Here is a 12,384-nt window from a genome sequence, read left to right on the forward strand (position 1 = left end):
CCGCCCGGTGCGCAAAGCCTTCGCGGGCCTGATCGCGACTGCTTTGTAAGCCGATATTGCCTCTCCGTCCCCGCCTTACGAAGGCTTACCGGGAGCCCCCCGCGACCGGCCCCGGGAAGGCTGGCACCCTGCCGCGAGTCAGGCTAGCATTCCGTTCATGAACCAGAAAAACCGCTATCGCATTCTCGTGGTGGATGACGACGCGCGCCTGCGCGAGTTGCTGTCCCGATACCTTCAGGAACAAGGCTTTTCGGTGAAGGCCGTCGGCGATGCGCCGATGATGGATCGCGCCCTGCACCGCGAGCATTACGACCTGATCGTGCTCGACCTGATGCTGCCCGGCGAGGACGGGCTGTCGATCTGTCGCCGGCTGCGCGCGGCCGAGAACCAGATCCCGGTCATCATGCTCACCGCCAAGGGTGACGACGTGGATCGCATCGTCGGGCTGGAGATGGGCGCCGACGACTACGTCGCGAAGCCCTTCAACCCGCGTGAGCTGGTGGCGCGTATCCAGGCGGTGATGCGTCGCCAGCCCCACACCCTGCCGGGCGCGCCCACCCCCGAGGACGAGATCGTCGCGTTTGGCCGGGTCAAGGTGAACCTGGGCACCCGCGTGCTTGTCCGCGATGGCGAGGAGATTCAGCTCACCACCGGCGAATTCTCGCTGCTCAAGGTGCTGCTAACCCACCCGCGCCAGCCGCTGTCCCGCGACAAGTTGATGGAACTCGCGCGCGGGCGCGAGTACGGTGTGTTCGACCGGGCGATCGACGTCCAGGTCTCGCGCCTGCGCAAGCTGGTCGAGGACGATCCCGCCAAGCCGCGCTACATCCAGACCGTGTGGGGTTTCGGCTACGTCTTCGTGCCCGATGAGCAAAAGGGCGGCGAGGACAACGGCGGGCAGCCGGACACCCCGGCCGGCGGCGAGGACTGATGGCGGGCACGGTCGAGGCAGCGGGCGGGCCGGCGCGGCCCCGCCTGCTGCCGAGCACCCTGCTCTGGCAGACCTTCCTGCTCGTCGCGCTGCTGCTGATCGTCGCCCTCGGCAGCTGGGTGCAGATCTTCCGCTACTTCCAGGAGCCGGCGCGCTCGCGCGACGTGGCGCAGATGGTGGTTTCGGTGATCAACCTCACCCGCACCGCGCTGATCAATGCCGACTTCGACCGTCGCATGGATCTGCTGATCGACCTCGCCGCCCTGGAAGGCATCCGCATCTATCCCGCCGAGGCCACCGACGAGCTCGCGCCGCTCGCCGACACCCGGCCCTTGCGCTTGCTCACTGCCGACGTACGTCGGCAGCTCGGCGACCATACCCGCTTCGCCTCGCGCTGGAAGACGCTGGACGGCTTCTGGGTGAGCTTCCGTCTCGATCCGGACGACGCCAACGATGAATACTGGGTGATGCTGCCGCCCGAGCGTATCGAGAACCCGGACGATTTCGGCTGGCTCGGCTGGGGGGGGGGGCGCGCTGCTCGCCGCCCTGCTCGGCGCCTTCCTGATCGTTGCCCGGGTGAGCGCGCCCCTGCGCCAGCTCGCGCGCGCGGCGCGCATGGTGGGCAGCGGCGAGCGCCCGCCTCCGCAGCCCGAGAGCGGCCCGCAGGAGATTGCGCTGGTGGCGCGCGCCTTCAACCAGATGGCGGGCAACCTCGCGCGCATGGACGAGGACCGCGCGCTGATCCTCGCTGGCGTCTCCCACGACCTGCGCACGCCGCTCGCGCGCCTGCGCCTGGGTATCGAGATGTCGGGTGCGCCCGACGACGAGGTCACCGCGATGGTCGCGGACATCGGCGAAATGGATCGCATCATCGGCCAGTTCCTCGACTTCGGCCGCGGCGACGCGCAGGAACCCACCGCGGCCATCGATCTCGCCACCCTGGCGCGCGAGGTCACCGAACCGTACCGGTTGCGCGGCGTGGATCTTCGCCTGGAGGTCCCGGAGAGCCTGTTCGTACAGGCGCGCGCCCTGTCGATCCGGCGCGCGCTCGCCAACCTGATCGACAACGCCCTGCGCTACGCGGGCGGGAACGCGCCGCTGGAGGTGACGGTCTCCATCGAGGACGGGCAGGCACGCATCGAGGTCGCCGACCGCGGACCGGGCATCCCCGAGAGCGAGATCGAGCGCATGCGCCAGCCCTTCACCCGGCTCGAGAAGGCGCGCAGCAACACGAAGGGCGCCGGCCTGGGCCTGGCGATCGTGGATCGGGTGATGCGCGCCCACCAGGGCCGCCTCGAGCTGTCCGCCCGCGATGGCGGCGGTCTGCGCGCGGCGCTCTGCCTGCCGCTCGCGGCTCCCGCCGGGGAACAGGATAGAATGCGGCGCTCCGCGCACAGCGAACCGGACCGACCATGAAATTCCTCTTCGATCTCCTGCCGGTGATCCTTTTCTTCGCCGCCTACAAGATCGGCGGCGCCAACCCCGAAGCCTCGCATGCCTTCGCTGCCGGCTGGCTGGGCGACGGCATCGCGGTCTCGCAGGCGCCCATCCTGATCGCGACCTTCGTCGCCATCCTCGCCACCTTCCTGCAGATCGCACTGGTGTGGCTCAAGCACCGCAAGGTGGACACCATGCTGTGGATCAGCCTGGCGATCATCGTCGTATTCGGCGGCGCCACCCTCTTCTTCCACAACCCCACCTTCATCAAGTGGAAGCCGACCGCGCTCTACTGGCTGTTCGGCGTGGTGCTGCTCGGCTCGGCCTCGCTGCTCGGACGCAACCTCATCCGCACCATGCTGGAGGCCCAGATCAAGCTACCGGACCCGGTTTGGGCGCGGCTCAACCTCGCCTGGGCCGGTTTCTTCATCGCGATGGGCGTGCTCAACCTTTGGGTCGCCTACAACTTCAGCGAAGAAGCCTGGGTCGACTTCAAGATGTTCGGCGGCATGGGGCTGATGCTCGCCTTCGTGCTCGCCCAGGGTTTCTACCTGTCCCGTCACATGGAAGAGGAAAGCAACTGATGCTCTACGCCCTGATCGGAGAGGACGCTCCCGGCGCGCTCGAGACGCGCCTCGCGGTGCGCCCGCAACATGTCGCCCGCCTCGAGGCATTGCGCGACGACGGCCGCCTGTTGCTGGCCGGGCCGATGCCCGCGATCGACTCGCCCGACCCCGGCCCGGCGGGCTTCGCCGGCAGCCTGATCGTCGCCGAGTTCGACTCGCTCGCCAGCGCCGAGGCCTGGCTTCGGGACGACCCCTACGTGCGCCAGGGCGTGTTCGTACGGACCACCGTGCGCCCGTTCCGGAAGACGCTGCCGTGAGCGCGACGAGGGTCGAGCGCATCCGCGCCGCGCTGCAGGAACGCTTCGCACCGACACGCCTCGAGATCGGCGACGACAGCGCGCTGCACGCCGGGCACGCGGGTGCGCGCGAGGGAGGCGGACATTATCGGGTTTTCATCGTCTCGGAAGCTTTCCAGGGCTGCAGCAGAGTCGTCCGGCAGCGTATGATCTACGACGCGGTCGGGGACATGATGCACAAGGACATCCATGCCCTCGCCATCCGCGCGCTAACGGCCGCAGAGGCCGAATCACAAGGACATTGAAGGAATCTCCATGAAACATTTCCCGAGCCGTCTCGCCATCACCCTGCTTGCCGGCTTCCTCGCGCTGCCCGCCCTCGCCGCATCCCCGGTCGCCAAGGTCAATGGAGTCGCGATTCCCGGCGAGCGTTCCGACGCCATGCTGGCCGAGCAGCGCGCCCAGGGCGCGCCCGACGGTGAACAGCTGCGCAATGCGGTGCGCGAGGAACTGATCCGCCGCGAGGTACTGAGCCAGGAAGCCGGCAAGAGGGGCCTGGACAAGAAGGCGGACGTGAAGGCGCAGATGGAGATGGCCCGCCAGGCCATCCTGATCCGTGCCTACCTGCAGGACTACGTGCGCACGAACCCGGTCGACGACGCCGAGCTGAAGAAGGAATACGAGGCCATCAAGGGCCGCATGGGCGACAAGGAATACAAGCCCCGCCACGTGCTGGTCGAGACCGAAGACCAGGCCAAGGCGATCATCGCCCGCCTGCAGGGCGGTACCGCCTTCGAGGAAGTCGCCAAGGAGTCGCGCGACCCGGGCTCCAAGGAGCGCGGCGGCGAGCTCGGCTGGAGCAACCCCGCCATGTACGTGAAGCCGTTCTCGGATGCGATGGTCCAGCTCCAGAAGGGCAAATACACGACGACGCCCGTCAAGAGCGATTTCGGCTATCACGTGATCCAGCTCGACGACGTGCGCGACGTGCAACCGCCGCCGTTCGAGGAGGTCAAGCCGCAACTGCAGCAACGCCTGCAGCAGCAGAAGATCGAGCGCCACGTGCTCGATCTGCGCGAGAAGGCCAAGGTCGAGTAAGCGCCCGTCCTGTCCGCGCCTTCCGACGCTCCTGCGTGGAAGGCGCGAACACGAACACAAGAAAAACCCGCTGCCGGGCAAGTGCCCGCAGCGGGTTTTTTTCGCTCGGTTGCTCCGGCGCTTCCACGCCGGGCAATATCCGGTCAGAACAGCTCTTCGGTCAGCTCCAGCGCGCCCGGGGCGCCATTGACGACCGTGTAGGCCAGACCGCCGGCCTGCGCGAGCACGTGGTCGGCATAGAAGCGCGCGGTGACGATCTTGGCCTTGCAGAAGCCGGCATCGCCCTCGCCCGCCTCGAGCTTGCGCTTGGCCACCAGCGCGGCGCGCGCCATCTGCCAGCCGCCAGCCACGATGCCGAGCAGCTTCAGGAAGGGCACCGAACCGACCGAGGCCGCCTTGATGTCCTGGGAGTAGGTGGCGAGGATGTAGGCCACAGCCTCTTCCACGGCCGCGATGCCCTTGCCGAGCGCGCGCGCGATGGCTGCGAAGGCCTCGTCCTGCACGCCGGCCACTTCGGCCTCGACCGCGCGCATCATCTTCACAACGGCACCGACGGTGGCGCCGTTCTCACGGGCGATCTTGCGGCCGATCAGATCGTTGGCCTGGATGGCGGTCGTGCCCTCGTAGATCGTGGTGATGCGCGAATCGCGGAAGTGCTGCGCCGCGCCGGTCTCCTCGATGAAGCCCATCCCGCCGTGCACCTGCACGCCGTCCGAGGTCACGTCGATCGAGTTCTCGGTGCACCAGCCCTTGACCACCGGGATCATCAGGTCGACGAAGGCCTGATTCTGCGCACGCACAGCCTCGTCGGCGTGGTGATGCGCCTTGTCGAAGGCGGCGCCGACGACGTAGGCGAGTGCACGCATGGCCTCGGTCTTGCTCTTCATGTTCATGAGCAGGCGACGCACGTCGGCGTGATGCAGGATGTTGACCTTCGGACCGCCGCGCACGCCGGCGTCGGTGCCCTGGATGCGATCCTTGGCGTACTGCAGCGCGTGCTGGTAAGAGCGCTCGGACAGCGCGAGGCCTTCCATGCCGACCGCGAAGCGGGCTTCGTTCATCATGATGAACATGTACTCGAGGCCGCGGTTGGGCTCGCCGACCAGAGTACCGATCGCGCCGCCCTTGTCGCCGAAGGCGAGCACGGCGGTGGGGCTGGCGTGGATGCCGAGCTTGTGCTCGATCGACACGCAATGCACGTCGTTGCGCGCGCCCAGGCTGCCGTCGGCGTTGACCATGAACTTGGGCACGACGAACAGCGAGATGCCCTTCACGCCCTCGGGCGCGTCCGGCAGACGGGCGAGCACGAGGTGGATGATGTTGTCGGTGAGGTCGTGCTCGCCGTAGGTGATGAAGATCTTCTGCCCGAAGATCTTGTAGGTGCCGTCGCCCTGCGGCTCGGCCTTGGTGCGCACCGCGGCGAGGTCGGAGCCGGCGTTCGGCTCGGTCAGGTTCATCGTGCCGGTCCACTCGCCGGCGATCATCTTGGGGAGGTAGAGGTTCTTCTGCTCGTCGGTGCCGCGCAGCATCAGGGCCTCGATGGCGCCGCTGGTCAGCATCGGGCACAGCGAGAAGGCCATGTTGGCCGACTTCCACATTTCCATGACCGCGGTGGCGAGCAGCTTGGGCAGGCCCTGGCCGCCGTATTCCGGATCGCACGGCAGCGCGGTCCAGCCCGACTCGGCGAACTGCGTGTAGGCGTCCTTCCAGCCCGGCGCGGTGGCGACCTCGCCATTGTTCCACTTGGCGCCTTCCTGATCGCCGGTCCAGTTCAGCGGAGCGAGCACGCCGCTGGCGAACTTGTCGGCTTCTTCCAGGATCGCGTCCACGAGGTCGGCCGAGACCTCCTCGTTGCCGGGCAACTGCATGACTTCGTCGAGACCGGCGAGCTCACGCATCACGAACTGCATGTCGCGGATGGGGGCGTTGTATTGACTCATTGTTGCGCTCCGGAAAAGGTTGAACAGCCCTACTTGTCGAGCAGATAGCGGCGATCGTCGAATGCACTCACCCATTCGGGCCGATACACCACCATCAGCGTGATGATCGCGCCGCTGATCCAGCCCTCGGAAAACCCGAGCAGCAGGAAGAACGGCAGGTAGTCGCTCCACAGGAAATCTGCGGAATACGCGCCCGACAGCGCCAGCACGGACGAGGCGGTCAGCCCCTGTGCGATTGCGGTCAGCGCGGAACCGGCAAAGCCGGTCACGAAAATGAAGATGAAGAAATGCGCCGGGAGCAGGCGCTCGATCAGGCGATGCAGACCGCTCGCGACGGAAACCGGAACCAGCACCATGAGCACGAAGTTGGCGGGCCAGTCGCCCCACTCCAGCGCGCCGTTGAGGGTGATCCCGCACAGCGCGAGCGCGAGCGCGGCGATCGCCTTCCACGGCCCGAGCGCGAGGGTTGCCGCCATCGCCCCGAGCAGATGCAGGTTAAGCCCCGGCTTGACCCCGGCCTTCATGCTCCAGATCAGCGTGAGGCACACCGCGAAGCCGAGCAGCAGGTTCAGATGCACCCCGCCGGCGAGCTCCCTCCACGGCAGCTTGCGCGCGAGCGCGAGCAGTCCCAGCGCGGCGAGCGCGAACACCACCCCCTGAACGTCTGCCGAAAGCAGCGCCGCCGGGAGATCCATGCCCGCGCTCCTCGCGCCCGGTCAGAGCGCCCCGGTCAGTTCCGGCACCACCTGGAACAGATCGCCCACCAGGCCGTAGTCGGCGACCTGGAAGATCGGCGCTTCGGGATCCTTGTTGATCGCCACGATCACCTTGGAGTCCTTCATGCCGGCCAGGTGCTGGATCGCGCCCGAGATGCCGACCGCGATGTAGAGCTGCGGCGCGACGATCTTGCCGGTCTGGCCGACCTGGTAGTCGTTGGGCACGTAGCCCGCGTCCACCGCGGCGCGCGAGGCGCCGAGCGCGGCGCCGAGCTTGTCGGCGAGCGGCTCGAGCAGCTTGTGGTAGTTGTCGCCGCTGCCCAGGCCGCGGCCGCCGGAGACGATGACCTTGGCCGCGCCCAGTTCGGGGCGCGCGCTCTTGACGATCTCGCGACCGACCAGCGCGGTCACGCCGAGGTCGGCCGCCGCCGCGACCGCCTCCACCGGCGCGGCGTTGCCGCCGGCTTCGGCCGCGTCGAACGCGGTGGTGCGCACGGTGATCAGCTTGATCGCGTCGGCGCTCTTGACGGTGGCGAGCGCGTTGCCGGCGTAGATCGGGCGCACGAAGGTGTCGGCGGACTCGACCGCGACGATGTCGCTGATCTGCGCCACATCCAGCAGCGCGGCCACGCGCGGCAGCATGTTCTTGCCCGCCGGCGTCGCCGGTGCGAGCACGTGGCTGTAGCCGCCCGCCAGACCCTTCACCAGCTCGGCGACGTTCTCCGCGGTCTGCGCCTCGTACTGCGGCGCGTCGCACACCCGCACCTTGGCGACGCCGGCGACCTTCGCCGCCGCTTCGGCCGCGGCTGCGCAACCGGCGCCGGCCACCAGCACATGGACGTCGCCGCCCAGCTTCGCGGCCGCGCTCACGGTGTTGAGCGTGGCCGCCTTGATCGATTGATTGTCGTGTTCAGCAATGACGAGAATGGCCATGTTCAGATCACCTTCGCAACGTTCTTGAGTTTGTCGATCAGCTGGGCCACGTCGGCCACGCGCTCGCCGGCGCTGCGCTTGGGCGGCTCGGCGACCTTCAGCGTGGCCAGACGCGGCGCGACATCCACGCCCAGGTCGGCCGGCTTCACGGTGTCGAGCGGCTTCTTCTTGGCCTTCATGATGTTGGGCAGCGTCGCGTAGCGCGGCTCGTTCAGGCGCAGGTCGGTGGTCACCACCGCCGGCAGCTTCACCGACAGGGTCTCGAGGCCGCCGTCGATCTCGCGCGTCACCGCGGCTTTCCCGTCGGCCAGCGTCACCTTGGACGCGAAGGTCGCCTGCGGCCAGCCCGCCAGCGCCGCCAGCATCTGGCCGGTCTGGTTGGCGTCGTCGTCGATCGCCTGCTTGCCGCAGATCACCAGCTGCGGCTGCTCCTTGTCGCACACCGCCTTCAGGAGCTTGGCGACCGCCAGCGGCTGCAGCTCGACATCGGTCTCGACCAGGATGCCGCGGTCGGCACCGATCGCCATCGCCGCGCGCAGGGTCTCCTGGCAGGCGCCCACGCCGCAGGACACCGCCACCACCTCGGTGGCCACGCCCGCTTCCTTCAGCCGCACCGCCTCCTCGACGGAGATCTCGTCGAAGGGGTTCATGCTCATCTTGACGTTGGCCAGGTCCACGCCGCTGCCGTCGGCCTTCACGCGAACCTTGACGTTGTAATCCACCACGCGCTTTACGGGTACGAGAATCTTCACTCTGACGCGCTCCTCTTCTTTGCAGGGGATGGTAGGCCCGAAATGCGGACCCGACTTTCGGATTATGTCACCGCCCTTGGCCGGTCGCACTGCTGCGCAGCAGCATTTCCATACGGCCAAGTATGGCGCATACGGTAGCGTATGGTCACCGAATCGTCAATACTACGCCGTATGGAAAACATTGTGAAAAAGCCGCGTACCCAGCTCGACCGTGCCGCCTGGATCGCAGGCGCCACCGAGGTGCTCGCCGAGGAAGGCATCGCGGGCTTGCGCGTGGAGGTGCTGGCGAAGCGGCTCAAGGTCACCAAGGGCAGTTTCTACTGGCATTTCACCGACCGCCGCGACCTGCTGATGGCCGTCCTCGCGCAGTGGAAGGAAGGTCGAATCCGCGACATCATCAAGCAGACGCGGGCACAGCCTGGCCGCGAGCTCGAGCAGATCTACCACGTCATCGACGTCTACAGCGCGAGCCGCAGCCGTCGCGGCATGATGATCGAGCTTGCCGTGCGCGACTGGGCGCGTCGGGACGCCGAGGCCGCGGCGATCGTCGCCGAGGTCGACGACGTCCGCCTGCGCTGCGCACGCGACCTCTTTCTCGCCTGCGGGGTGCCGATGGACGAGGCTTCCAGCCGCTGCATGCTGTTGTACGCTTACGTGTTCGGGGTCTCGCTGATGATCTACGAGAAATTCGATCGCGACGTCGTCCGGCTCAAGCGCGACATCGCCGACCTGATCGCGCGCTCGCCGTCGAGGGTGGTCGCTTAGCGCCTGCGCGGCAGCGCACGCGCCGAGCGATGCGCGCGCGCAGGCGTCGAGGGCGGAATCAGGCTCGACCGGAATGGCGCCTGGATTTCCTGCGCAACAATCCGAGCCCCAAGCCGAGCAGGGCGATCGTTGCGGGCTCCGGCACCGTTATCGCGGGAGCGTTCGTGCCACCGCCCGGGTTGTTGGTCCCCCCGGTGCCCGAACCCGAACTGGGCGCAGTGTCGGTCCACCACCGCGTGGAGCGGTCCGTCAACAACAGCCCACCAGTTGCGTACTCGAAAATCTGCACGCCGTTGAGATCGGTCTCGCTGAAGACGAAGACCGTGCTCCCGTCATCGTTCGTGCCCGTCAGCAGGCTGGTGGACCAGCCGTGGAGCTCCGCCGGATCGAGGCCGGCGAGGATGGAGTCGACTGCATCGTTTACGCCGATCTCCACCTTGGACGTGATCCGCGTCGCGGCCCGATACCAGTTGCCGCCCTCGTCCAGATACCAGTTTCCGACATCCCGCGTCTGCCCCATCCGCAGGTAGTAGCCGTCCGCCGAGCCGAGACCGGGGCCATTGGTATCCGAGTACATCCGCACGTCGTTCGTGAGGTCGCTCCCCCGCCCCGCAAGGGTGCGCGTGACCCCGTTGATGGTGACCGATGCGCTCATGAAGTAGGTGCAGCCGGGGGCTGCGGATCCGCATCCGTAGGCGGAGAGGGTCGGATCGGCGTTGCGATCGGATCCCAGCGAAGCAGAGTCCATGAGCCACGAGAAGGTCGCGGCGCGTCCGGTGAGGCTGGTGTTTGCCCCCAGGCCGAAGACGTTGGTCCGATCGGTCCCGTAGGCGAGATTGCCCGAAACCTCGAGGCGGATGAGCGCAGCTTGCGCGCTCGCTGAAAGGGTGGCGATGCCGATGGCGGCGAGCAGGGCCATTCCGTTTTTCATGTTGTTTTCTCCCGGTTGCGGGCGTACGAGGCCCGTCCAATAAGCGTTAACTCGAAATCTCGCGGCACAAGGGTATGCATTCATCACCGCGACGGTTCGGCTAAAGCAAATTTCGAACCAGGAAGCTCTTCCCCATCAATACAGACACTTGCCGAGTCGATCGAGTGGCTCGCGAAAAAAATGTAAAAAAAATCGACAAGCGGGCGCCGGGGATCTCGGCGCCCGCGTCGCCTATTCTTCTTCGAGGGGTGGCCAGTGCAGGACCTGGATGGCGTTGGCCGTGGTCACGTCCGCCACCTCTTCGGGCGCCATCCCTCGCAGCTCCGCCAGGATACCGGCGTAACGGGCGAGGTTCGCCGGCTCATTGCGCCTGCCGCGCGCCCATTCCGGCGCGATGTCGGGTGCATCGGTCTCGAGGACGATCGCCTCCAAGGGCAGCGAGGCGGCGAGCTCGCGGATCCGAGTGGATCCGCCGTAGCTCATCGATCCGCCAAAACCCAGCTTGAACCCCATCCCGATCAGGATGTCCGCCTGCTGGCGGCTGCCGTTGAACGCATGTGCGATTCCACCCGGGACCGGGATGCGGCGCAGTTGCGCGAGTATCGGATCGATCGCACGCCGCACGTGCAGGATCACCGGCAGTCCGTGGCGAGCGGCCAGGCGGAGTTGTGCGGTGAAGAACTCGAGCTGTACGCCGCGATCGACGTCGGTCACGTAATGGTCGAGGCCGATCTCTCCGACGGCGATCGCCCTGCCACGGTTCAGGCGCTGGTCGAGGAGTTCGAGGTCTTCCCGCGCCGCCCGCATCGTGTAGAGCGGGTGGATGCCGAGCGCATGAACGATGCCGCGATGGTCGTCGGCGAGCCGCTCGACCGCATCGAACCCCCGGCGCTCGACAGCAGGAACGACGAAGCGCCCTACCCCCGCGGCGCGCGCACGCGCGATCGCCTGCTCGCGGTCGTCGTCGAACTCCGCAGCATCGAGGTGGACGTGGGTGTCGATCAGCACCGGTCGCCTTCGCATTGCTCGACGGGGATGATCCCGACGCCGCTCAGCGCCCCTTGAACTCAGGTTTGCGCTTGGCGATGAAGGCATCGATGCCCTCGGCCGCGTCCTCGCACATCGCGTTGCAGGCCATGGTCTCGGAGGCGAGCTGGTAGGCGGCGTCCAGGCCCATCTCGAGCTGCTTGTAGAACATCTGCTTGCCCATGCGGATCGCCACCGGCGATTTGGCCAGGATGGACGCGGCCAGGCGGCCGACCTCCTCGTCGAGCTGGTCGGCCGGCACCACGCGGTTGATCAGCCCGCGCCGCTGCGCCTCGCGGGCGTCGATGAAATCGCCCGTCACCAGCATCTCGAAGGCCTCCTTGCGCCCCATGTTGCGCGACAGGCCGACGCCGGGCGTGGCGCAGAACAGGCCGACATTGATGCCCGACACCGCGAAGCGCGCGTGCTCGGCCGCCACTGCGAGATCGCACATCGACACCAGCTGGCAGCCCGCGGCGGTGGCGATGCTGTGCACCCGCGCGATCACCGGCTGGGGCAGCTCGGTCAGCTTCATCATGAACCTGCCGCACAGGCGGAACAGGCGCTGCTGGAATTCCAGCGTATGGTTGCCGCGCATCTCCTTGAGGTCGTGGCCGGCGCAGAAGGCCTTGCCTTCGCCGGCGATGACCACCACGCGCACCGTCTCGTCGCGTGCGATCTCATCCACCGCGGCGATCAGCGCCTCGAGCATCTCGAACGAGAGCGCGTTGAACTGCTGCGGACGGTTCAGCGTGAGGGTGGTCACGCCGCCGGCATCCTCGCGGCGCAGGATGGGGGCTTCGGCTGCGGCATCGGGGCGGAATTCGGCGTTCATGGTTCTCTCCTCGTGGTTTCGTGTTCGCAGGGCCATGTGGCCACGGGCGGCAACGTTAACGTCAACAAGCGCGCCACGCCAGCGCTTCGCGCAGCGCTCCGCCCATCACGATTCGTCGCGCCATGCGTCCGGGTGTGAGAAAACGCACACCTGCGCCC

The 12,384-nt window shown here is 67.4% G+C and carries 13 protein-coding genes and 1 pseudogene; 7 read left to right on the plus strand and 7 right to left on the minus strand.

From position 1 onward, the window contains the following. Positions 1-157 precede the first annotated feature (157 nt). From ompR to PO78_RS09930, 6 genes and pseudogenes are all read left to right on the plus strand, one after another. A complete protein-coding gene (gene ompR / locus PO78_RS09905; protein WP_004322133.1) occupies positions 158-931 on the plus strand; it encodes an osmolarity response regulator transcription factor OmpR in 774 nt (257 codons plus the stop codon). After that, positions 931-2,347 (plus strand): annotated as a pseudogene (locus tag PO78_RS09910) (ATP-binding protein). Before ompR ends, PO78_RS09910 begins: the two are co-directional and overlap by 1 nt. Beyond that, positions 2,344-2,952 (plus strand): septation protein A, encoded by a 609-nt coding sequence (locus PO78_RS09915; protein ID WP_004325536.1) that lies wholly within the window; start codon positions 2,344-2,346, stop codon positions 2,950-2,952. The pseudogene PO78_RS09910 and the gene PO78_RS09915 overlap by 4 nt, the downstream one beginning before the upstream one ends. Then, on the plus strand, positions 2,952-3,251 hold the full coding sequence (locus PO78_RS09920) for a YciI family protein (RefSeq protein WP_004325535.1): 300 nt from the start codon (positions 2,952-2,954) through the stop codon (positions 3,249-3,251). The genes PO78_RS09915 and PO78_RS09920 overlap by 1 nt, the downstream gene beginning before the upstream one ends. After that, complete coding sequence (locus PO78_RS09925; RefSeq protein WP_004325533.1) at positions 3,248-3,535, plus strand: BolA family protein; 288 nt, start codon at positions 3,248-3,250, stop codon at positions 3,533-3,535. Before PO78_RS09920 ends, PO78_RS09925 begins: the two co-directional genes overlap by 4 nt. A 10-nt stretch (positions 3,536-3,545) precedes the next feature. Continuing rightward, positions 3,546-4,328: a peptidylprolyl isomerase gene (locus tag PO78_RS09930; RefSeq protein ID WP_004325532.1), complete on the plus strand. Its 783-nt coding sequence runs from the start codon at positions 3,546-3,548 to the stop codon at positions 4,326-4,328. Positions 4,329-4,471: 143 nt separating this feature from the next. Here PO78_RS09930 and PO78_RS09935 read toward each other — a convergent pair whose 3' ends face one another. The 4 genes from PO78_RS09935 to PO78_RS09950 are packed head-to-tail and all read right to left on the minus strand — an operon-like array spanning position 4,472 to position 8,669. After that, entirely contained in the window at positions 4,472-6,268 is a 1,797-nt protein-coding gene (locus tag PO78_RS09935) for an acyl-CoA dehydrogenase (protein ID WP_004325531.1), read from the minus strand. A 29-nt stretch (positions 6,269-6,297) separates the two neighbouring features. Then, positions 6,298-6,963, minus strand: a complete 666-nt coding sequence (locus tag PO78_RS09940) for an energy-coupling factor ABC transporter permease (RefSeq protein ID WP_004325529.1) — start codon at positions 6,961-6,963, stop codon at positions 6,298-6,300. A gap of 21 nt (positions 6,964-6,984) precedes the next feature. Then, the gene (locus tag PO78_RS09945; RefSeq protein ID WP_043743445.1) at positions 6,985-7,917 is read right to left on the minus strand and encodes an electron transfer flavoprotein subunit alpha/FixB family protein; all 933 of its coding nucleotides are present in this window, start codon (positions 7,915-7,917) and stop codon (positions 6,985-6,987) included. A 2-nt stretch (positions 7,918-7,919) separates the two neighbouring features. After that, positions 7,920-8,669, minus strand: coding sequence for an electron transfer flavoprotein subunit beta/FixA family protein (locus tag PO78_RS09950; RefSeq protein WP_012584435.1), 750 nt, complete (start codon positions 8,667-8,669; stop codon positions 7,920-7,922). Between the two features lie 171 nt (positions 8,670-8,840). Here PO78_RS09950 and PO78_RS09955 point away from each other — a divergent pair, with 171 nt between their 5' ends. Further along, positions 8,841-9,434 carry a TetR/AcrR family transcriptional regulator gene (locus tag PO78_RS09955; protein WP_004308182.1) on the plus strand — a complete coding sequence of 198 codons (594 nt, stop codon included), beginning with the start codon at positions 8,841-8,843 and terminating at the stop codon, positions 9,432-9,434. 58 nt (positions 9,435-9,492) lie between these two features. On the opposite strand, the gene PO78_RS09960 is transcribed toward PO78_RS09955, so the two are convergent. From PO78_RS09960 to PO78_RS09970, 3 genes are all read right to left on the minus strand, one after another. After that, positions 9,493-10,365, minus strand: coding sequence for a PEP-CTERM sorting domain-containing protein (locus PO78_RS09960; protein WP_040829004.1), 873 nt, complete (start codon positions 10,363-10,365; stop codon positions 9,493-9,495). 231 nt (positions 10,366-10,596) lie between these two features. After that, positions 10,597-11,373 (minus strand): TatD family hydrolase, encoded by a 777-nt coding sequence (locus PO78_RS09965; RefSeq protein WP_004308189.1) that lies wholly within the window; start codon positions 11,371-11,373, stop codon positions 10,597-10,599. Positions 11,374-11,416: 43 nt separating this feature from the next. Continuing rightward, the gene (locus PO78_RS09970; RefSeq protein ID WP_004308191.1) at positions 11,417-12,226 is read right to left on the minus strand and encodes an enoyl-CoA hydratase; all 810 of its coding nucleotides are present in this window, start codon (positions 12,224-12,226) and stop codon (positions 11,417-11,419) included. Between the last annotated feature and the right edge of the window lie 158 nt (positions 12,227-12,384).

It is taken from the genome of Thauera sp. SWB20 (assembly GCF_000831325.1).
Taxonomy (GTDB): domain Bacteria; phylum Pseudomonadota; class Gammaproteobacteria; order Burkholderiales; family Rhodocyclaceae; genus Thauera; species Thauera aminoaromatica.